Raw genomic sequence first — 22,372 nt, 5'->3', positions numbered from 1 at the left:
CTCCTTGGGTTACAGGCTCGGCAGCAACTGGCCCGGGACCAGCTCATTCAGGCAGCGGCTGGCGAGCAGTTCGCTGGCGGCGAGGATGTCCGGGGCGAAGAAGCGGTCCTTGTCGTAAAACGCCACTTGGCTGCGGAGGATGCCCCGGGCCTTTTCCAGCTTGGGGGAGGTTTTCAAGCCTTCGCGCAGGTCCAGGCCCTGGCACGCCGCCAGCCATTCCACGGCAAGGATGCCACGGGTGTTTTCGGCCATTTCCCACAGACGCTTGCCGGCCGCCGGAGCCATCGACACGTGGTCTTCCTGGTTGGCCGAGGTCGGTAGGCTGTCGACGCTATGGGGATGGGCCAGCGCTTTGTTCTCGCTGGCCAATGCGGCGGCGGTGACCTGGGCGATCATGAAACCGGAGTTGACCCCGCCATTGCCCACCAGGAACGGCGGCAACTGGGACATGTGCTTGTCCATCATCAGCGAGATGCGTCGCTCACTGAGCGAACCGATTTCGGCGATGGCCAGCGCCATGTTGTCGGCGGCCATGGCCACCGGTTCGGCATGGAAGTTACCGCCGGAGATCACATCACCCTCGGCGGCAAAGACCAGTGGGTTATCCGATACGGCGTTGGCTTCCACCACCAGCACCTCGGCAGCCTGGCGCAACTGGGTCAAGCAAGCGCCCATGACTTGTGGCTGGCAACGCAGGGAATACGGATCCTGCACCTTGTCGCAGTTCTGGTGCGACTGCGACACCTGGCTGCTTTCGCCCAGCAGATCACGGTAAGCCGCCGCCGCATCGATCTGCCCACGCTGACCGCGAGCCGCATGGATGCGCGCATCGAACGGCGAGCGCGAGCCCAGCACCGCTTCCACGGTCAGACCGCCGCACGCCAAGGCACCGGCGAACAGGTCTTCACCTTCGAACAGGCCGCGCAAAGCATAGGCGGTAGACACCTGGGTGCCGTTAAGCAGCGCCAGGCCTTCCTTCGCCGCCAGGGTCAGCGGCGCAAGGCCAGCGACCTTGAGCGCGTCTTTTGCTTCAAGCCATTCGCCTTTGTAGCGCGCCTTGCCTTCGCCGAGCAGCACCAGGGACATGTGGGCCAGGGGCGCCAAGTCACCGGAGGCGCCGACGGAACCTTTCAACGGAATATGCGGGTAGACCTCGGCGTTGATCAGCGCGATCAGTGCATCGATCACCACGCGACGGATGCCGGAGAAACCACGGCTGAGGCTGTTGACCTTGAGCACCATCACCAATCGCACCAGTGCGTCGCTGATCGGCTCGCCGACACCGGCGGCGTGGGACAACACCAGGGAGCGTTGAAGGTTTTCCAGGTCTTCGCTGGCGATGCGCGTGGAGGCCAGCAGGCCGAAGCCGGTGTTGATGCCGTAGGCGGTGCGGTTTTCGGCGAGGATCTGCTCGACACAGGCCACGCTGGCGTCGATCTGCGCCGATGCGCTGGCATCCAGGCTGAGGGTTACCGGCTGCTGATAGATGGCCCGCAGTTGGGCAAGGCTAAGTTGGCCTGGAATCAGATTTAGCGCAGTCACAGTGATGCTCCTTTGGAATTATTGTTCAGTGCAAATGGGGAAATGCTTGATGCAGCAAAGCGCTGTCCTTGAGCAGTGCGGCGGCGGTCGCGATGTCCGGCGCCAGCCAGCGGTCCTGCTCGTAGGGCGGGATCTGTTCGCGCAGTAAACGCCAGGCACGCTCGGTGCCGGCGCCGAAGCGTTGCGTTTTTAGAAATTCAAAAGCCTGGGCCGCCAGTAAGTACTCGATGGCGAGGATCTGAGTCACGTTGGCCAACACCTGGTGCAGCTTGAGCGCGGCATTGGTGCCCATGCTGAGGTGGTCTTCCTGCAGGCCCGAGGTGACGAAATTGTCGAGCGCCGCCGGCTGCGCCAGTTGGCGATTCTGCCCACACAACGACGCGGCGACGTACTGCACGATCATCATGCCGGAGTTGACCCCGGGGTTGCTTACCAGAAACGCCGGCAGGCCACTGACATGGGGGTTGATCAAGCGATCCAGGCGGCGCTCGGCCACCGAGCCTATTTCGGCCATGGCGATGGCGAGCATATCCGCCGCCAGCGCGACCGACTGCCCGTGAGGGTTGGCCTGGGACACCACGCGGTAGTTGTCCGGCGTGCCGAGCACCAGTGGGTTATCGGTGACGCTGTTGAGTTCAGTCTCGATCTGCTGGGTGGCGTGCGCCACCTGGTCACGCGTCGCGCCATGGATTTGCGGGATCGAGCGCAAGCTCAGGGCATCTTGGGTGCGTATGCCCTGGCTGGCGGCGATCACCTCGCTGCCGTCGAGCAACGCGCGCAGGTTGGCGCCCACCAACTGCATGCCGGGGTGGGGCTTGAGGGCGATAATGTTTGCGTCGAACGCGTCGAGCTGACCGCGCTGGGCCTCGAAGCTCATGGCGCCGATCACGTCGGCCCACTGCAGCAGATGATCGGCATCGGCCAGGGCCAGGCAGCTCAGGCCGGTCATGCATGGCGTGCCGTTGACCAGGCACAGACCGTCCTTGGCGCCAAGCTCAACGGGCTGCAAGCCTTCGGCCTGCAAGGCTTGCTGCGCCGAGACAATGCCGCCGCGATAGCTCACATTGCCGACACCCAGCAACGCCACGCCGACGTGGGCCATGTGGGTCAGGTAACCCACCGAACCCTGGGACGGCACTTGCGGGGTGATGCCATGGTTGAGTAGCGCCAGCAGTGCCCGCACCACTTGAGGGTGCAGGCCGGAATGGCCGTGGCTGTAGTTGACGAGGGCCGCGCAGATGATCGCGCGGGTCTGTTCGTCGCTCAGCACCGGGCCGACGCCGCAGGCATGGCTAAGCAAGGTATTGCGCGACAATTGGCTGAGTTGCTCGCCTTGCAGCGATACATTGCACAGCGCCCCCAGCCCGGTGTTCACGCCGTAGGCGCGCTCACCGCTGCTGACGATGCGCTGCACGATGGCCTGGGCGTTATCGATCCGCGCCCAGGCCTGGGTCGACAGTTCGAGGACCGCGCCATGGCGGGCCACGGCGACCACGTCCTGCCAGCGCAATGGCGTGTCGCCGATGGTGATTTTTGGTGCCTGGGACATTGTTGACCTCTTCATATTCTCTACAGCTTTGCCGGCCTCATCGGGGGCAAGCCCCCTCCCACATTGGGGCAGTGTGAACCCGATCAAATGTGGGAGGGAGCTTGCTCCGGCCTCATCGGGGCAAGCCCCCTCCCAAGTTGGGACAGTGTGAACCCGATCAAATGTGGGAGGGAGCTTGCTCCGGCCTCATCGGGGCAAGCCCCCTCCCAAGTTGGGGCAGTGTGAACCCGATCAAATGTGGGAGGGGGCTTGCCCCCGATAAGGCCAGCAGCCTCACCACAGGATCTGGGTCAGACCACCGCCGCCCGCCGCTGAACGAACCTATCTACATACTCATCCGCCGGCGAATGCAGGATCTCGCGCGGGGTGCCGACCTGGATCAGCTTGCCGTCCTTGAGAATCGCGATGCGGTTGCCGATGCGCACGGCTTCGTCGAGGTCGTGGGTGATAAACACGATGGTCTTGTGCAGGGTCTTCTGCAGCTCCAGCAACTGGTCCTGCATCTCGGCGCGGATCAGCGGGTCGAGGGCGCTGAAGGCTTCGTCCATCAGGATTATGTCAGTGTCGGCCGCTAGGGCACGGGCCAGGCCCACCCGTTGGCGCATGCCGCCGGAGAGCTGGTGCGGGTATTTGTTTTCGTAGCCCTTCAGGCCCACGGTGTCGATCCAGTGCAGCGCGCGATCGGCGCACACCTGCTTGCTTTCACCGCGCACCTTGAGGCCGTAGGCGACGTTGTCGAGCACGTTTTTGTGAGGCAGCAGGCCGAAGCTCTGGAACACCATGCTGATCTTGTGGCGACGGAATTGGCGCAGGGCTTCCATGTCCAGTTGCAGGATGTCTTCGCCGTCCACCAGGATCGCGCCGCTGGTGGGGTCGATCAGGCGGTTGAAGTGGCGCACCAGGGTCGACTTGCCCGAACCGGACAGGCCCATGATCACAAAAATTTCGCCGGTGCCGATGCTCAGGGACAGGTCGTTGACGCCGACCACGCAGCCGGTCTCGGCCAGCACCTGGTCCTTGGTCTTGCCCTGGCCGATCAGCGAGAGCGCGTCCTTGGCGCGATTGCCGAAAATCTTGAAGACGTTTTTTACTTCGATTTTGCTGACAGTAGTCATTTGCTCGCCTCATGCCGTGGACGACCGTAGGCCTGGGTGATGCGGTCGATGACCACTGCGAGAATCACGATTGCCAACCCGGCTTCGAGGCCACGGCCGACGTTGAGGGTCTGGATGCCGACCAATACATCTTCACCCAGGCCACGGGCGCCGATCATCGAGGCGATCACCACCATCGACAACGCCATCATGGTGGTCTGGTTGATACCGGCCATGATGCTCGGCAGCGCCAGCGGCAGTTGCACACCGAACAGTTGCTGCCAGCGGTTGGCGCCGAAGGCGTTGATGGCTTCCATGACTTCGCCGTCGACCTGGCGAATGCCCAGGTCCGTCAGGCGAATCAGCGGCGGCGCGGCGTAGATCACCGTGGCGAAAATCGCCGGTACTTTGCCCAGGCCGAACAGCATCAGCACCGGGATCAGGTACACGAAGCTGGGCATGGTTTGCATGATGTCCAGCAACGGCATCAGCACCGAACGCAGGCGATTGCTGCGTGCCGACAAGATGCCCAGCGGGATGCCGATCAACACCGAGATCACCGTAGCGACCAGCATCAGCGCCAGGGTCTGCATCAGTTTGTCCCATAGGCCGACGGCGCCTACCAGGAACAACAACCCAACGATCACCGCCGTGGTCAGCACTTTACGGGTGGCGTGCCAGGCAACGGCGCCGACAATGGCCAGCATCAACCACCAGGGCGCGGCGCGTAGCAGGCCCTCCAGGTTGACGATGGCCCATAGCAGGGTGTCGGAGATGTGCCGGAACACATCGCCGTAGTTGGTGACCAGTGAATCCACCCAACCGTTGACCCAGTCGGCGATGGAAAAGGTAAAACTCTCAGGAAACATAGCGTGCTCTCGATCCAGTGGGGTGTGGCCAGGCGCCCGGCTGCCTCTCAGGGTAGCCGGGCACGCTCGACCTACAAGGCCGCGTCGATTTTCTTGGCAGCCTCGTCGCTCACCCAGGCGTGCCAGACTTCAGGGTGTTCCTTGAGGAAGATTTTCGCCAGTTTCGGCGACTCGATGCGCTCCTTGGCCATGCGGCCCAGGTTCTGGTTCAGCAGGTCGATCGGCAGGTTGACCTTTTCCAGCACGGCCACCAGTTCCGGCGCTTGCTCGTGGAAGGTCTTGGACAGGCCCACCTTGATACTCACGCTCTTATCCACACCGGGTTTTTCTTCCAGTTTCACCACGTCGACCTGGCCCATCAGCGGCGTCGGCGACCAGTAGTAGAACAGGATCGGCTCGCCGCGCTTGTAGCTCGACAGCACTGCCGCGTCCAACGCCGGGCCGGTGCCTGGGCGGAAGTTGGTGTAGGAACTTTCCAGGCCGTAGCTCTTGAGCATTTCGCTGTTGTCCAGCTCGCAGGTCCAACCGGCCGGGCAGTTGTAGAAACGGCCTTTGGACGGTTCTTCCGGGTCCTTGAACACGGCGGCGTACTGGCCCAGGTCAGCGATGTTTTTCAGGCCCGGCGCCTTGGCTTCCAGCTTGCGCTTGGCGTCGCCGTCGACCACATAGCGCGGCACGTACCAGCCTTCGACAGCCCCCACCACCGGAGCACCGACGCCAACCACTTTGCCGGCCTTCTCGGCCTTGTTCCACACTTCGCTGCGGCCGACCCACTCTTCGGCGAACACCTGGATATCGTTGCTGCTCAGGGCATTTTCCATGGTGATGGAGTTACCCGGCAGGCTATCGGTTTTGCAGTCGTAGCCTTTTTCCAGCACGGTTTGCAGGATATCGGTTAGCAGCATGCCGCTTTCCCAGTTCAGGCCGGCGAATTTCACCGGTTTGCCGGACTCGCACCAACCGGCCGCCTGGGTGGCGCCGGCGCTGGCCAGCAGGCCCAGGGAAATCACGGTGGTCAGCAGGGTCTTGTTCGATTTCATTGTGTGACGCTCCTAATCATGAATGGGCTTACGGCAGTCAAGAGGCATCCAGCCCTGTCCACGTCCAGTCAGGCCTGCGCCGCAGCGCGACCGGTCCCGCTTGTTTTAGGTTGTACAACGCTGCTCTGCTCAGGCGGCAGAATCAGGTGATCGGGCACGGCGGCGTGCCATTTTTTCGCGCACAGGTAGTACAGCGCGCCCGGCACGACCAGGCCGATGATCCAAGAAATATCCACGCCACCGAGCACATCCACCAGCGGGCCGGTGTAGAACTTGGTGGAGATAAACGGCAGTTGCACCAACACACCGAACACATAGACGCTGATCCCCAACAGGTTCCAGCGACCGTAACGGCCATTCGGGTCCGCCAAGGCTGGCACGTCATAGCGCTCACGGGTGATGCAGTAGTAGTCCACCAGATTCACCGCGCTCCAGGGCGTGAAGAACGCCAGCAGGAACAGGATGAATGACTTGAACGCCCCCAGGAACGAGTGCTGGCCGAGCAAGGCGATCAAGGTCGCCGCGCCGACAATCGCCAGCACAAAGGCCAGGCGCTGCCAGTGCGTAACCCGCAGGTGGCCGCGAAAGCCGCTGATGATGGTGGCGATGCACATAAAGCTGCCGTAGGAGTTCAAGGTGGAGATGGTCACCTTGCCGAACGCGATGCTGAAGTACAGCAGCGCCGCCGTGGCGCCGGTGCCGCTCAGGCCGACGATATAGGCCACTTCATGGCCGGCGAACTGACCGTTGGCCGACGCAGCAGCGAACACGCCCAGAACCATTGCCACCTGGGCGCCGATCACCGAACCGGCACCGGCGGCAAAGAAGGTCTTCACCGACGACGTTCGACTTGGCAAGTAGCGCGAATAGTCCGCCACGTACGGGCCGAACGCGATCTGCCAGGACGCGGCCAGGGACACCGCGAGCAAGAAGCTGCTCCAACTGAAGTGGCGAATCTGCAGAAGCGCGCCCACGTCGGTCTGGCTCATCAAACGGCTGAACAGGTACACGAAGGCGATCACCCCCATGACACTGGCCACGCGCCCGATAAAGTGGATCACGCGGTAGCCGAGCACAGTGACCAGCACAATGACGCTGGCGAAGATCAGAATGCCGACGCTGTCGCTGACCCCGAACAGCTGGCCTAGCGCCTGCCCGGACAGCACCGTGCCGGTGGCGGTGAAGCCCAGGTACATCAGGCACACCAGCACGATCGGAATGGCCGCACCGTAGACACCGAACTGCACCCGGCTGGAGATCATCTGCGGCAGCCCCAGCTTGGGGCCTTGCGCCGCGTGCAACGCCATCACGCCACCGCCCAGCAGTTGGCCGACCAGCAGACCGATCAACGACCAGAACACATCGCCGCCCAACACCACGGCCAGGGCCCCGGTGACGATGGCGGTGATCTGCAGGTTGGCGCCCATCCACAAGGTGAACTGGCTCAAGAGACGACCGTGTCTTTCCGCTTCCGGGATGTAATCGATCGAACGCTTTTCGATCAACGGGGTGGTTGCACGCGTGTCAGCCATTTACTTTCAACCTCTGATGGATTGTCTTGGGTTCGCTGCCGATCAACGGTGGGAGAGGACTTGGCCCCTCCCACATTGGGTTACTTGATCATCGGAAGATTGAGGCCCTGCTCTTTGGCGCAATCGATAGCAATCTGGTAACCGGCGTCCGCGTGGCGCATCACCCCGGTGGCCGGGTCGTTATGCAGCACGCGGGCGATGCGCTCGGCCGCTTCATCGGTGCCGTCGCAGACGATCACCATGCCCGAATGCTGGGAGAAGCCCATGCCGACGCCGCCGCCGTGGTGCAGCGAAACCCAGGTGGCGCCGCTGGCGGTGTTGAGCAAGGCGTTGAGCAGCGGCCAGTCAGACACGGCGTCGGAGCCGTCCTGCATGGATTCGGTTTCACGGTTCGGGCTGGCCACCGAGCCGGAGTCCAGGTGGTCGCGACCGATCACCACCGGTGCCGACAACTCACCGCTGCGCACCATTTCGTTGAATGCCAGGCCGAGCTTGGCACGCTGGCCCAGGCCAACCCAGCAGATACGCGCCGGCAGGCCCTGGAAACTGATGCGCTCGCGGGCCATGTCCAGCCAGTTGTGCAGGTGCGCGTCGTCGGGGATCAGCTCTTTGACTTTGGCGTCGGTTTTGTAGATGTCCTGCGGGTCGCCCGACAGCGCCGCCCAGCGGAATGGGCCAATGCCACGGCAGAACAGCGGGCGGATGTAGGCCGGTACGAAACCTGGGAAGTCGAACGCGTTTTCGACGCCCTCTTCCTGGGCCATCTGACGGATGTTGTTGCCGTAGTCGAAGGTTGGGATGCCTTGCTTCTGGAATTCCAGCATGGCTTTGACGTGCACGGCCATCGACTGCTTGGCGGCTTTGATCACGGCGGCGGGTTCGGTCTTGGCGCGGGCGCGGTATTCGTCCCAGGTCCAGCCGGCAGGCAAGTAGCCATTGAGCGGGTCGTGGGCGCTGGTCTGGTCGGTGACCATGTCCGGGCGCACGCCGCGCTTGACCAGTTCCGGCAGGATTTCCGCTGCGTTACCCAGCAGCGCGATGGAGATGGCCTTGCCTTCCTGGGTGTACTTGGCGATGCGGGCCAGCGCGTCGTCGAGGTCGGTGGCTTGCTCGTCGACGTAACGGCTGTTCAGGCGGAAATCGATGCTGACCTGCTGGCACTCGATGTTCAGCGAGCAAGCACCGGCCAGGGTCGCGGCCAGCGGCTGCGCGCCGCCCATGCCGCCGAGACCGGCGGTGAGCACCCAACGGCCTTTGAGATTGCTGTCGTAATGCTGGCGACCGGCCTCGACGAAGGTTTCGTACGTGCCCTGGACGATGCCCTGGCTGCCGATATAGATCCAGCTGCCGGCGGTCATCTGGCCGTACATGGCCAGGCCCTTGGCATCCAGCTCATTGAAGTGTTCCCAACTGGCCCAGTGCGGTACCAGGTTGGAGTTGGCGATCAGCACGCGCGGGGCGTTGCTGTGGGTCTTGAACACGCCGACCGGCTTGCCGGATTGCACCAGCAGGGTCTCGTCGTCGTTCAGGTGGGTAAGGCTCTCGACGATCTGGTCGTAGCACTCCCAGTTGCGCGCGGCACGGCCGATACCGCCGTACACCACCAGCTCTTTCGGGTTCTCGGCCACTTGCGGGTCGAGGTTGTTCATCAGCATGCGCAGCGGCGCTTCGGTCAGCCAGCTTTTGGCGGTGAGCTTGTTACCGCGGGCGGCGCGGATTTCAACGTCACGGTATTTTGTAGGCTTGGTCACAACTCAAACTCCTCGGCGATCGATGCGCGAACAGGGATGGTGCAAGGCAGGGTCTTACGCACACATCTTTACTTGTACATACAAGCATATGCAATCAAGCGGCCAACTTTCCGAGCGAGGTGTTTGGTTATTTTTTGAAAGCGCGTGAGAGCCTTGGAAATTAAGGCTTCAAGGCATGATGAAATTTCTTACGACGACGTTTTATTGCGAGGGAGGTGAGGCAAGACAGCGGGGTTTTGCGCCACGCTGGGGCGTTCGGTAACAAATTGGTGCGAGGCCTGGAAACAGATCGCAAGAACATTGAGAAACAAATATGGGAGGGGCTTGCCCCCTCCCACATGTTTAACCGCGCGGGGTCAGTTCGATGATGCAACAGCGACCCGTGACGGAAATATCCAGCAGGCCGCTGTTACCGTCCACTTGCAGGCAGTCGTGATGGCCCAACACCTGGTCCAGCACCTTCACTTCATCCGCAACACTGAACACCAGCACGGTTTGCGCAGTACTGAAGAAGTGCTGCACACCATCCACCCACTGCAACCGTGCATGGTAACGCTGGGGCGAGTAGATCAGGTTGAAGTCGCGGATCGGCCCGGTAATCAAGCGGCATGAAACCTGGCTGTCGCCCTTGAAGGCGAACGGTTGCAACGGTAACAACCCGCGCTGCTCCTCACCATCCACTGTCAGCACCATGCCTGCGCCTTTGATCACGGTGATCACACGCTGGTAACCGGCAAAGGTGGAAAACCCGCCCGACTCGCCGATATCGGCAATCGACAGGCGCCAGCCGAAGCCTTCCAGGCCCTCGCCAGCATCGCGGGCGATTTCTTCGGTGCTGCCGCCGCCGTTCTTCCACGGCATGCGCACGTATTCGGTGGCGCGCCAGACTTTTACTGCACTCATTTGCTGAAACGTCCTTCCAGGCTGTGACGGGAACCGGGGTGGATCAAGCGTGCGGCGGTCACCGGTTGGCGGCCTGACCAAGTGCGACGACGAATCAACAGGCACGGTTCGCTGGGTTCAATCTGCAGCAGCTGGCATTCAGAAGCGTCGGCAAGAATGGCTTCCACCACATGCTCGCCTTCGGTCAGCGGCGCTACCTGGTTGAGGTACGCGTAGGGGGTTTGCAGGGTGAAATCCTGTTGCAGGTATTGCGGTGCGACCAGGGCGTTGACGAAACGGTCTTCGATTTGCACGGGTATGTCGTTTTCGTAATGCACGATCAACGAATGAAAGACCCGCCCGCCTTCGCGCATTTCCAGGGCGACGGCGCGCTCGGAACCGGCGGCCTCCTCGCCCAGGGTAATGACTTGGCAGGTATGCCGGTGGCCACGGGAGGCGATTTCATCGGCGATGTTGTGCACTTCGAACAGCGCCGACTGGCTTTTCGGCTCGGCGACGAAGGTGCCGACGCCCTGCATGCGCACCAGCAGACCTTCGGCGGTCAGCTCGCGCAGCGCGCGGTTGATGGTCATGCGGCTGAAGCCCAATTGGCTGACCAGCTCGCTTTCCGATGGCACGCGATAGTGAGGCGGCCAGTTACCGTTGAGGATTTGCTGGCTGATCATGTGTTTGACGCGGGCATACAAGGGCGCCGGACTTTCGTCCATGTGGGCAGCCAGCGAAGAGTTGGCGGGCGGAGTCGGCACGGGGGATCCTTGCAGTAGGAAAAGATGCATAGATTGCCGGAGTTTACCGAGCAGGCAAACGTCTGTATATGTATATACAAATAAACACACGACCGGGGTGCTCTAATCATGTCCGCTTTCTTCGCCGAACGCGCGCTGCTGCCTAGTGGATGGGCCAACAATGTACGTCTTGAGGTCAGCGCCGACGGCCTGTTGACCCATGTTGAGTCCAATGCCAGTGCAGACCATGCCGAACGGCTAAGAGGCCCGGTGTTGGCGGGTATGCCCAACCTGCATTCCCACGCGTTCCAACGCGCCATGGCGGGCCTGGCGGAAGTGGCCGGCAACCCGAACGACAGTTTCTGGACCTGGCGCGACCTGATGTACCGCATGGTCGGCAGGATCAACCCGGAGCAACTCCAGGTGATCGCACTTCAGCTGTATATCGAAATGCTCAAAGCGGGTTACACCTCAGTCGCCGAATTTCACTACGTGCATCACGACACCCAGGGCCAGCCCTATGCCGACCCCACGGAACTGTCGCGACAAATCAGCCAGGCGGCCGCCGCCAGCGGCATCGGCTTGACCTTGCTACCGGTGCTCTACAGCCATTCCGGATTTGGCGGGCAGGCGCCGAATGACGGGCAGCGGCGCTTTATCAACAGCACGGAAAACTACCTGGATCTGCAAGCGCGACTGCAACCGATCCTGACGGCACAACCGGCGCAGCATTTGGGCTTGTGCTTTCACTCCTTGCGCGCCGTCACGCCACAACAGATCAATGAAGTTCTGGCCGCCAGCGACAAGGCATGCCCGGTGCATATCCACATCGCCGAGCAACAAAAGGAAGTCGACGACTGCCTGGCCTGGAGCGGCAAGCGCCCGCTGCAATGGCTGTATGACCATGTTGAAGTTGATGAGCGCTGGTGCCTGGTGCACGCCACTCACGCCGACGCGGATGAAGTTACACGCATGGCCAAGAGCCGCGCGATTGCCGGCCTGTGCCTGACCACCGAAGCGAACCTGGGCGATGGGATTTTCCCGGCGGTGGATTTTCTTGCACAGGGCGGGCGCCTGGGGATTGGCTCCGACAGCCATGTGTCGTTGAGTGTGGTCGAAGAGCTGCGTTGGCTGGAATACGGCCAGCGTCTACGCGATCAGCGACGCAACCGCTTGTATCGCAGCGATCAGCCGATGGTTGGACGCACTTTATTCGATGCGGCACTGGACGGTGGCGCCCAGGCGCTGGGACAGCCGATAGGCCGGTTGGAAGTGGGTAAACGCGCGGACTGGATCGTGCTGGACGGCAATGATCCGTACCTGGCAACCGCCACAGAGGATGGCATTCTCAATCGCTGGTTATTTGCCGGTGGTGATCGCCAGGTGCGCGATGTGCTGGTCAACGGCCAGTGGGTGGTGCGCGATGGGCGGCATGCCGGGGAGGAAGATAGCCGCCGTGCATTCACGCAAGTCCTGAAGGATTTGTTGGGCTAACAGTTAGCCCATAACCAATGTGGGAGAGGGCTTGACCCCTCCCACATTCTGTAGCGATCCAGGGTTACTGCGAACTCTTGGCCATCTGCTTGTCCGGCGTACGCCAGATCAATCGGGTGGTGTCATACCCTTGCTGACGCGCCCTGCTCAGCAGGTCTTCGCGGGTGTCGGCATTCACCGTCGGCGTGCGCGAGAGAATCCACATATAGCGACGGCTTGGGCTGCCGACGATGGCGGTCTTGTAGTCATCGCTGACGTACAACACCCAGTAATCGCCCTTGGCGACGCCCGGTAACAGCGCGGTGAACCAGTTATTGAATTCGACCCAAAGCTTGTCGGTCTTGCCCGGCACTTGCGGCGTGGCCGTGCCTCGGGCTTCTTCCCACTTCCACTCGTTGGTCAGGCAACGGTTGAACACCGACATGTCACCATCAGGCAGCAAGGTGTAGCGGGCTTCAGATTGTGCGCAGTTGCGCTGGAAGTACATCGGCAAGCGAGCCAGCTCATACCAGGTGCCCTGGTAGCGATGCAGGTTGACGTTGCTCGCGGTCTTGGGTTGCAGATCATCGCCAGAATGACTGGCGCAGCCCGCCAAAAACAGGCTGGCACAAAGAAACAAAACAAAACGCATCATTCTTCTTCTCCCGTAGGCTCTCGCCCCGGTTTACTTCAGGCCTTGCCCGGAAAACATCAGAACCTTGTCACCGGCATATTGAACGCTGATAAAGCTGTTTTTATCGCCCCAGGTGCAGCTGGACATGCCCAGTGCGCCGGAACAATCCGTTGGCTTACCCAATAGCGACTCCACCTCGGCCTTTGGCATCCCGGCCGACAGCTTTGCGTAGTTCTCTTGGTTGACCTTGCTGCAAGCGGCCAACACAACACAAAAAGTCAGCAGGGCGAGACGGCGTAACGACATGGGGAAACTCCTGGAGGGGCGAAGCGGCTTGGGTATCTGCCAGAAGCTTAGAAGGGAAAAGAGGTGTCTGGTTCCCGACGGACGAAAACAAAAAAAGCCCCGAAAACGCTGAAACGTTTCGGGGCTTCTTTAAGGGTGAACCGGCTCACAACCACACCGGTTACCGGTCGCAGCAGGTTACTGCTTGTGGTAGGCCGTTACGCGCTCAACCTCTTCCTTCGAACCCAGGAACACCGCCACACGCTGGTGCAGGCCCTCGGGTTGGATGTCGAGAATGCGCTGGTGGCCGTCGGTAGACGCACCGCCCGCCTGCTCGACCAGGAACGACATCGGGTTGGCTTCGTACATCAGGCGCAGTTTGCCCGGCTTGGACGGCTCGCGGCTGTCGCGTGGGTACATGAACAGACCGCCACGGGTGAGGATACGGTGCACGTCGGCCACCATCGCCGCGACCCAGCGCATGTTGAAGTTCTTTTTCAACGGGCCTTCTTCGCCTTCCATCAACTCGCTGACATAGCGCTGTACCGGGGCTTCCCAGTGGCGCTGGTTGGACATGTTGATCGCAAATTCCTGGGTGGACGCAGGGATCGAGATGTCCTCGTGGGTCAACACGAAGCTGCCCATTTCACGGTCCAGGGTGAAGCCTTTGACGCCATCGCCCAGGGTCAGTACCAGCATGGTCTGGGGGCCGTAGATCGCGTAACCGGCGGCAACCTGCTCGGTGCCTGGCTGCAGGAAGGCTTTTTCGTTCAGCGCTTCGTTCTGGCTCAGGTATTCGTTCGGGCAACGCAGCACCGAGAAGATGGTGCCAACCGGCGCGTTGATGTCGATGTTGGAGGAGCCATCCAGTGGGTCGAACACCAGCAGGTAGGCGCCTTTCGGGTATTTGCCGGGAATCTGGTAGGCATTGTCCATTTCTTCGGACGCCATGCCGGCCAGGTGACCGCCCCATTCGTTGGCTTCAAGCAGAATCTCGTTGGACAGCACGTCGAGTTTCTTCTGCACCTCGCCCTGCACGTTTTCAGTGCCCATGCTGCCCAGGACACCGCCCAGTGCGCCTTTGGACACGGCGTGGCTGATTTCCTTGCAAGCACGCGCCACCACTTCGATAAGGAAGCGCAGATCGGCAGGCGTGTTGTTGCTGCGGGTCTGCTCGATCAAATAGCGACTCAAGGTAACGCGGGACATGGAAGGCTCCGATGAATGGGGGGGCTTAAAAACCCGCGCAGTTTAGCGCGAGTCGGGGCTAATTTCCTCTCATCAGAGGATTTAACCCCAATAGAGTTCACGGCTGGCCCTGCGGTTTGCGCAACAAACTGTAGGCCATGGCCCCCAGCGCCGCCACGCCCAGCAGCAGCACGGCCCACAAACCGAGTTTCTTCCAGTCGCGCCCCTCCTTTGGCGCCACGGTGATGGCAGGCGCCTTGACCACTGCCGCCCCCACCACCTTGGCTTGCCCCAGGGACTTGAGACGCTCGGCGCTGTAGTCAGGAATCAGCGTGGACAACGGCAAGTTCGCCGCCTTCACCGTGGCATTGCCCAACGCCAGGGTGAACGGCGGTTCGCCCCGCGCCAGGAACACCACTTGCGTGGCACGCACCGCAAAGCGCAAGGCCGGCGCTTCGGCGCCCAGGCCGCCGCCGCGTTCGTCGACCTGCAAGCGGATCTGGTTCAGCACCTGGCCCGGCAATGCCAACTCATCCTGCACCACGTCCTGGCCATTCTGGGTCAGGCGGTACAGCAGGCCCGAACTCAGTGGTTGCCAGGTCTGCTTGTTGTCACGGCGCCCCGACACACTCACCGGCGCAAGGGTGTTGGGCTGCGACAATTCGATGCGCACACGCTCGGCACTCAGGCCCGTGGGCAGTTGCCAACTGTATTCACCGGCCCCCAGCCGCGTGCCCGCCAGCGGCGGCGACCACACCAACGGCTGCGGCAGGCTGCTGCGGGTGGCGCTCACCAGCTTGGCCGAAGTCAGCAGTGGCGCGGCCTGGCCCTGCCACAGCAGGCGCAGGTAACGCGCCGATTGCCCGGGCAGGCTGACATCATGCTGCTCGACCCGCTCGTCGGCGAACGACAATCGCGCCACTTGCCCATCGCCCCAGGATTCCCAGTGCTGCAAATCATCGCTGGCTTCGATAGTGAAGCGCTGGAAGCCTTCCTGCTCACGGCTCCAGTCGAGGTTCAACTGCTGCAACGGCGCCTTGATCGCACTGGCATCCAGCACCCAGCCACGCAACACCTGCGTACCGGGCTTGGCGACCGAGGACGGTTTGATTTCCACCAGGGTGCCTTCGGTGGTGGTTTTCATCACCACGCCGGGCAAGGTTTCGCGGGTATCGGCCGCGTACAGCGGGAACCACTTCACGTCGGTGACCGAGCGGTTTTCCGTGCTTGAGGCGGTCTGGCGCGACAACGCATACGCCTGGGGCTCACCAGCGGCGTTGAACACGCGCACGTCGCTAAGATCGGCCTGGCGCGCGTTCAGTTGCACGGCCAAGGGCAATTCCAGGCGATACCAGGGGCCGTTGCCGCTGACTGCCAGTGGCACCTGCGTAGTGAAATCAGCCGGGCCCTCCTGGGCCCCCACACACAGCGCCACACACACGCCGGCCAAGGCCACACTCAACTTACCGATCAAGAGCTTGCTCCTTCCGTTTCCAACACAGGTTCGGCACGCTTGGGCGGCAGCGGCGCGAAATAACCCACCACCAGCAACAACCCGCCCACACCGATAAACGACACGATCCGCGCCAGGCCGCCACGGTTGCTCAATTCGACAAAGAACAGCTTGGCGACCACCACTGCAATCAGCGCCGCACCGATCAGCCACACGTCGCGACGGTGACGCAGATGGCCGCCGATCATCAGGCCGAGGGCGATCAGCGTCCACACGATCGACAGGCTAGCCTGCACCAGCATCGACGCCAGCAGCGCATCCAGATGAAACGGCACGCCGCCCCAATGGTGTGCAGTGCGCATCACCAGCGCGGTGAAGAACGCAAACAGCGACAGCCCCGCCACACCCTGTGCGATCAACTGCGCCCGCGGCCCACGCTGGGGCGCCACACTACGCGACAACAGGTACACACCCAACAAGGCGAACAGCAGGCCCAAGTCCAACGGGTTGAGCAACGGTATATAGGGCAGCGGCTCGGCCGTGCCGTCGCTGAACGTGTTGGCCAGCCAGAACCAACCGAGCATCAGCACCGCCAACGGCAGCGCGGCCAGCACACGATATTCCCGTGGATACGCCGCCACCGGCCAGGGCCATTGGCGCGGCGTGGCGGCCAGCACCAGGTACAGGCTCGGCAGAATCGCCCAACCCAGCCAACGCCAGGCGTTGTATTCGCTGGATAGACTCAACAGGCCGTAACGCAGCTCCAAGGCCAGCACGCCGATCAGCATCCAGCAGCCCAGCACATGGGCGACGCTCAGCACCTTGCCCGGCACCACTGGCGCCAACCGCCGCAGCGAGAGGAAATGCACGGTAAACACCGCCAGCCAAGCCAGCCAGCCGTAATGCGCCGCTGGGTGGTAATAGGTATGGGCGGACACCAGCAGCACCATGCCCGCCGCCGGCATCAGCAGGGTGCATAGCATACCCAGGGAAGCCCAGCGCAGGCGCGTTGCACAGACACTCCAGATCGCCACGCTGAGCGCCGCGATTCCCAGCCAGAATGCGCCCTGCAGTTCGTCGGGAATAAACCGCAGCACCTCGCCGCTCACCGCCAGGGTCCACCAGGCCGCGCCCCACACCAGCAACAGGTCGGACAGACGTTGCAGCTTCAGGGCGGCAAACAAGGGCGCTTGGGGTTGACGTTGCAGGCGCCAAGCGCCGACCAGCGCGGCCAGGCCCAGCACCATCGGGGTCCAGAAGCCGCTGTGGCCCAATGGCCGCAGATCTTCACCGGACAACGGCCCGAGCAGCGCCGGCACCGACAGCAGGAACGAACCGCCACCGATCAGTTGCAGCAACAACCCAAACACAAAACTCACGCGTTGTTGCAGGTACAGGCTCAGCCAGATGATCAACAGACCACTGACCGCCCACACGCCGCTGGCGCTGGCCCAAGGCAGCACAAACAGCACCGCGAGGTTGATCAATACCAGGCCGGCGAGCAGCACCACCGACAACCCACGCAACAACCGCACATCGCCGCGCACCGTATCGTCACGTACTGCCAGCAACATGCCGCCGATCAAGGCCAGGCCGATCAATGATGCGGTCAGCAAACCGCTCCAACCGGCGTCGAACACCGCAGCGCCTTCACCGCTTCGCAGGCGCAGCAGGAACAGTGCGCCGCCCAACAATTGCACGGCGAACGCAGTAAACAGGAAAGTCCGCGAGCCGATGCGCAGGCCGACAAATAGGGTCGCCAGGCCGGCGATGGCCCAACTGATCGCGGTGCCTTGGGTCAGCAACAACAACGGTGCCAGCAGGTACAGACAGCTCAAACCGAGGCTCGCCAGTAGCGGCAGGCCCTTGCGCTCCCATTCTGCGGCCTGCTCGGCCGAGGCTTTGCGCAATTGGTCGAAGCTGAACAGCAACGCCACGCCCAGCAGCAGTGCGCCCAGTGGCGCGCCTTGCAGCAAGGTACGCTCGCCCAGCTGCAATTCGCTGAGGAACGCCAGCGCCGAACCCAATTGCAGCAGTAGGCCAAATGCTCGCGCCAATGGCCGCTGCTGGCGCAAGCCCAGCCAGAAGATCCCGGCGCCTTCCACGGCCCAGGCGGCAGCGGTCCAGCGTGCGTCCAGCCCCAGTGGAATAGCCAGGCTGGCGAAGATCACACCGAGGGCCAGACAGGTTTCCGCCAGCAGCAAGGCGCGCCCGCTGCTGAGCACTCGGGCCAAGCCCATATAGATGATGCCCAGGCCCAACGCGCTGAACGCCGCCGCGAATTCCAAGTGCTGCACCAACGCGAATTGCAAGCCAAAGCCCACCAGCGGCGGGCCGAACAGCATACTGCCATCGACGTAATCACCTTTGGCCGCCGACCAGCGCAACAGTGCGCCACGGCTATCGTCTTGCGGCGCGTCGCGCATCTGCAGCAATTTGCGGCGCGCAAACAACAGGCCGATGGCCAGGTACATCAGGAAGAACAACACCAGAAACGGTTCGGTGCTCCACAGCAATTCCGGGGTGTAGGAACGCAAGCCCCAGGCAAAGCCAATGCCGAAGGTGCCGACAAAACCGATCAGGTTGAGCAAGCGCCAGGCCTTGAACCAGGCGATGGCGAGGATGCCAGTGTTGAGCAAGGCAAAGTAACTGAACAACGCCACATGGTTGCCTGAACCGGTAGAGGTCAGAATCGGCGCGGCGAACCCGCCAAGCGCCGCTGCGCAGGCCAACCCCAGCGCGTCCTGGGTAATCGCCAGGATCGCCGAGAACACCGTCACCGCCACCAACAGACCCAGCGCCGCACTCGGATCGATCAGCGGATGCAGGCGCATCGCGGCGAACACCGTGAGGTACAGCACCGCAATCCCGGTGCCTTGCAGCATCAACCCATAGTTGCTGTTGCGCAGTCGCAACCACCAGCCCAAACCCAGCAGGCCGATGGCCGCCGCCGCCACACCGGCGTAACGCACTTCGATCGGCACCACCATGCCTTCGGTGGCATAGCGCAGCAGGAACGCCAGGCCGAGAAACAACAGCACCACCCCGACGCGCAGCACGGTATTGCCGCCAAACAGCCAATCCCGCGCGCCGCCGAGAGCGCGCTCGATCAGGGTGGGGCCACGGGGTACGACCGGTTCTTTGGGGAGCGGTGCAGGCGCAGGTGTAGGGGCCGGTGCCCACACGTCGGCGGGCAACGGCTGGCTGGCTTGCTTGGTGACGGCCACCGGGGCCAGTTCAGGCGGTAATTCCCAAACCAGTTCGACTGCCTTGGGTGGCGGTACGGCTTGGGGAGCTTCGGCCACAGGCGTTTCGACAAATACCGGCGGCGCAGGTGTGGGATCAGGTTGTCGCGCGGGTCTTTCCAACTGCGCCAGACGCTGCTCGACGGCGCTCAGAGCTTTTTGCGCGGCCTCCAGCTGACGAGCCTGTTGGTCCGCCTGGGACGACAGCATCGACAGGCGGATCGCCTGGCCAATGCCCAACCCCAACAGCGCACCGATGCCCGCATCATAGAACGACTCATCGAGCGTCCAGCCGAGCACCAGCCCTATCAGCATGAAAATCCATTGCATGAACGATATTCCCTAAGCAAACCGGCGCTCAGTATATCGACGCGCAACCAATGTGGCAGGGGGCTTACCCCCAATAGCGGTGTACCAGTCCACAGATCTGCAAACTGACACACTGCCATCGGGGGTAAGCCCCCTCCCACACTTTCAAATTGCGCTGTTTAGTCGAGCGCTTTCCAGATCTCGGTGGCGTATTCGCGGATGGTCCGGTCCGACGAGAACCACCCCATTCGTGCGGTATTGAGCACCGCCGAACGCCACCATGCCTTGGAATCGTGCCAATGCGCTTCGACCCGGGCCTGGGCCTCCCAATAAGAATCGAAGTCGGCGCACACCAGGAAGCGGTCGTAATCGATCAGTCCGTCGATCAAGCCCACATAGCGGCCCGGATCGTCAGGCGAGAACACCCCGCCCCGGATCGCTTGCAGCACATCGTTAAGGCGATGGGACGCGGCGATGTCCGGCCCGGCGTGGAATTCACCGGCGTGTTTGCGTGCTTCCACCTGCTGGGCGCTGAGGCCGAAGATAAACATGTGGTCGGCGCCCACGCGCTCGTGCATTTCCACGTTGGCGCCGTCCATGGTGCCGATGGTCAACGCGCCGTTGAGACCGAACTTCATGTTGCTGGTGCCCGAGGCTTCGAAGCCTGCCGTGGAGATCTGCTCCGACAAATCCGCCGCCGGGATGATGCTCTCGGCCAGGCTGACGTTGTAGTTAGGCAAAAACACCACTTTGAGCAGGCCGCGCACGGTCGGGTCGTTGTTGACGGTGCGGGCGATGTCGTTGGTCAACTTGATGATCAACTTGGCCTGGTGATAACTCGCCGCAGCCTTGCCGGCGAAGATCTTCACACGCGGCACCCAGTCGGTTTCCGGCTCGGCACGGATCGCCTGGTACAGCGCCACGGTGTGCAGCAGGTTAAGCAACTGGCGTTTGTATTCGTGGATGCGCTTGACCTGCACGTCGAACATAGCCGCCGGGTTTACCGAAATGCCCAGGCGCTCGTGGATGATCTCGGCCAGGGCACGCTTGCTGTGCAGACGCTGCTCGGCGAAGGATTTGCGGAACGCCTGTTTCTCGGCGAAGGTTTCCAGCTCGCCCAGGCGCGTCTCCATGTTGTCGAGGATGTCAGGACCCAGCGCGTCCACCAGCATCTGGGTGAGCTGGGGGTTGGCCTGATATAGCCAGCGGCGGAAGGTAATGCCGTTGGTTTTATTGTTGATACGTTCCGGGTACAGCTTGTGCAGTTCGGAGAACACCGTGCTGCGCATCAGTTGGGTGTGCAGGCCGGACACGCCGTTGACGCTATGGGACCCGAGGAACGCCAGGTTGCCCATGCGCACGCGGCGGCCGTTGTCTTCTTCGATCAGCGACACGGCGCGCAACACGTCGAAATCGTGGATGCCCTTGGCGCGCAGCGAGTCGATATGCTGGGCGTTGATCAGGTAGATGATCTGCATATGCCGGGGCAGCATGCGTTCCATCAAGCCTACAGGCCAGGTTTCCAGGGCCTCGGGCAGCAACGTGTGGTTGGTGTAGGACAGGGTTTCGACGGTCACGTCCCACGCGGCTTCCCACGGAATATCGTGCAAGTCGACCAATTGACGCATCAACTCCGCCACGGCGATGGACGGGTGGGTGTCGTTGAGCTGGATGGCGGCGTGTTCGCCCAGGCTCAAGACCGAACCGTGCATGTTCTTGTGGCGACGCAGCAGGTCTTGCAGCGAGGCCGAAACAAAGAAGTACTCCTGACGCAGGCGCAGTTCCTGCCCCGCTTCGGTGCTGTCGGCCGGGTACAGCACGCGGGAGATGCTCTCGGCACGGGCCACTTCAGCCACCGCACCCAAGTGGTCACCGGCGTTGAAGCGCTCCAAGTGCAAGTCTTCCACCGCGCGGGCACGCCACAGGCGCAGGGTGTTGACGCTGGCGCCGCGCCAGCCGACCACCGGCGTGTCATAGGCCACGGCGCGTACGGTTTCGTTGGGCGACCAGACCTGGATCATCTTGCCGGAGGCATCCGCCAATGTTTCGACGCTGCCGCCAAAACCGATCGGGTAAATCACTTCTGCCCGTTCGAATTCCCAAGGGTTGCCGAAATCCAGCCAGCGTTCGGTCTGCTCTTGCTGCCAGCCGTCGACAACGGCCTGGCGGAACAGGCCGTGTTCATAGCGGATGCCATAACCGTGGCCGGCAATGCCCAAGGTCGACATGCTTTCCATAAAACACGCCGCCAGACGGCCGAGGCCCCCGTTGCCGAGGGCCGCGTCGGGCTCCAGCAGACGAATGCGCTCCAGGTCGACGCCCAGCTCGGCCAGCGCATCGCGGGCGATTTCCAGCACGCCCAGGTTGCTCAGGCTGTCGTAGAGCAGGCGGCCAATAAGGAATTCAAGGGAAAGGTAGTACACCCGCTTCTGGCCTTTACGGTAGATGCGTCGGGTGTGATCCATCCAGTGGTCGACCATTTGGTCGCGGGCGGCCAGAGCAATGGCTTCGAACCAGTCGTGGTCGAAGGCATGATCGGGGTCCTTGCCCACCGCATAGGTGAGTTTGGTCAAGACAGCATCGCGAAACGCGGCTACCTCTGCTTCTCGTGCAAGCGGTTCCTGAGACATCGGTGTGACCTCGGGCGAGATTGAAGGAGTTGCTAGAGCCTAGTCGGTCTGACAGACGGCAGAGGCTCTGGTTCGGCAGTTTTTTAACTCATTCACCGTTGCCGGAATTAGATGCAGGGGCCGTGCCCGATCCTGCGCCGCGCCGCCTTT

At 62.3% G+C, this 22,372-nt stretch carries 16 protein-coding genes; 1 reads left to right on the top strand and 15 read right to left on the bottom strand.

All coding sequences use genetic code 11. The features are described from left to right. Positions 1–9: 9 nt before the first annotated feature. From hutH (HRH33_RS02740) to hutC, 9 genes are all read right to left on the bottom strand, one after another. Positions 10–1,542: a histidine ammonia-lyase gene (gene hutH / locus HRH33_RS02740; RefSeq protein ID WP_034111397.1), complete on the bottom strand. Its 1,533-nt coding sequence runs from the start codon at positions 1,540–1,542 to the stop codon at positions 10–12. Positions 1,543–1,567: 25 nt separating this feature from the next. Further along, positions 1,568–3,091, bottom strand: a complete 1,524-nt coding sequence (gene hutH / locus HRH33_RS02735) for a histidine ammonia-lyase (RefSeq protein WP_167416730.1) — start codon at positions 3,089–3,091, stop codon at positions 1,568–1,570. A 290-nt stretch (positions 3,092–3,381) separates the two neighbouring features. Further along, positions 3,382–4,206 carry a quaternary amine ABC transporter ATP-binding protein gene (locus tag HRH33_RS02730; protein ID WP_123479617.1) on the bottom strand — a complete coding sequence of 275 codons (825 nt, stop codon included), beginning with the start codon at positions 4,204–4,206 and terminating at the stop codon, positions 3,382–3,384. Continuing rightward, positions 4,203–5,054, bottom strand: coding sequence for an ABC transporter permease (locus HRH33_RS02725; RefSeq protein WP_034095466.1), 852 nt, complete (start codon positions 5,052–5,054; stop codon positions 4,203–4,205). The genes HRH33_RS02730 and HRH33_RS02725 overlap by 4 nt, the downstream gene beginning before the upstream one ends. Before the next feature lie 71 nt (positions 5,055–5,125). Further along, positions 5,126–6,094, bottom strand: coding sequence for an ABC transporter substrate-binding protein (locus tag HRH33_RS02720; RefSeq protein ID WP_167416729.1), 969 nt, complete (start codon positions 6,092–6,094; stop codon positions 5,126–5,128). Positions 6,095–6,162: 68 nt separating this feature from the next. After that, complete coding sequence (locus HRH33_RS02715) at positions 6,163–7,626, bottom strand: purine-cytosine permease family protein (protein WP_040265738.1); 1,464 nt, start codon at positions 7,624–7,626, stop codon at positions 6,163–6,165. Positions 7,627–7,706: 80 nt separating this feature from the next. Next, a complete protein-coding gene (gene hutU, locus HRH33_RS02710) occupies positions 7,707–9,377 on the bottom strand; it encodes a urocanate hydratase (RefSeq protein ID WP_034111390.1) in 1,671 nt (556 codons plus the stop codon). Positions 9,378–9,719: 342 nt separating this feature from the next. Beyond that, positions 9,720–10,280 (bottom strand): HutD/Ves family protein, encoded by a 561-nt coding sequence (locus HRH33_RS02705; protein ID WP_034095462.1) that lies wholly within the window; start codon positions 10,278–10,280, stop codon positions 9,720–9,722. Then, a complete protein-coding gene (hutC, locus tag HRH33_RS02700; protein ID WP_371263978.1) occupies positions 10,277–10,987 on the bottom strand; it encodes a histidine utilization transcriptional repressor HutC in 711 nt (236 codons plus the stop codon). Before hutC ends, HRH33_RS02705 begins: the two co-directional genes overlap by 4 nt. Positions 10,988–11,134: 147 nt before the next feature. Here hutC and HRH33_RS02695 point away from each other — a divergent pair, with 147 nt between their 5' ends. Then, positions 11,135–12,499, top strand: a complete 1,365-nt coding sequence (locus HRH33_RS02695; protein WP_167416728.1) for a formimidoylglutamate deiminase — start codon at positions 11,135–11,137, stop codon at positions 12,497–12,499. A 64-nt stretch (positions 12,500–12,563) separates the two neighbouring features. Here HRH33_RS02695 and HRH33_RS02690 read toward each other — a convergent pair whose 3' ends face one another. From HRH33_RS02690 to HRH33_RS02665, 6 genes are all read right to left on the bottom strand, one after another. After that, positions 12,564–13,133 carry a lipocalin family protein gene (locus HRH33_RS02690; RefSeq protein ID WP_034095459.1) on the bottom strand — a complete coding sequence of 190 codons (570 nt, stop codon included), beginning with the start codon at positions 13,131–13,133 and terminating at the stop codon, positions 12,564–12,566. 30 nt (positions 13,134–13,163) lie between these two features. Further along, positions 13,164–13,418 (bottom strand): lipoprotein, encoded by a 255-nt coding sequence (locus HRH33_RS02685; RefSeq protein WP_034095458.1) that lies wholly within the window; start codon positions 13,416–13,418, stop codon positions 13,164–13,166. A 177-nt stretch (positions 13,419–13,595) separates the two neighbouring features. Beyond that, positions 13,596–14,606, bottom strand: a complete 1,011-nt coding sequence (locus HRH33_RS02680; protein WP_034095457.1) for a class 1 fructose-bisphosphatase — start codon at positions 14,604–14,606, stop codon at positions 13,596–13,598. 97 nt (positions 14,607–14,703) lie between these two features. Next, on the bottom strand, positions 14,704–16,056 hold the full coding sequence (locus HRH33_RS02675) for a DUF3999 domain-containing protein (RefSeq protein ID WP_167416832.1): 1,353 nt from the start codon (positions 16,054–16,056) through the stop codon (positions 14,704–14,706). Beyond that, the gene (locus HRH33_RS02670) at positions 16,056–19,613 is read right to left on the bottom strand and encodes a DUF2339 domain-containing protein (RefSeq protein WP_167416727.1); all 3,558 of its coding nucleotides are present in this window, start codon (positions 19,611–19,613) and stop codon (positions 16,056–16,058) included. Before HRH33_RS02670 ends, HRH33_RS02675 begins: the two co-directional genes overlap by 1 nt. Positions 19,614–19,771: 158 nt before the next feature. Continuing rightward, a complete protein-coding gene (locus HRH33_RS02665; protein WP_034095455.1) occupies positions 19,772–22,222 on the bottom strand; it encodes a glycogen/starch/alpha-glucan phosphorylase in 2,451 nt (816 codons plus the stop codon). Between the last annotated feature and the right edge of the window lie 150 nt (positions 22,223–22,372).

Source organism: Pseudomonas rhodesiae (assembly GCF_013285305.1).
In the GTDB taxonomy this organism is placed as follows: Bacteria; Pseudomonadota; Gammaproteobacteria; order Pseudomonadales; family Pseudomonadaceae; genus Aquipseudomonas; species Aquipseudomonas rhodesiae.
This window is presented reverse-complemented; position numbering and strand designations above follow the sequence as displayed.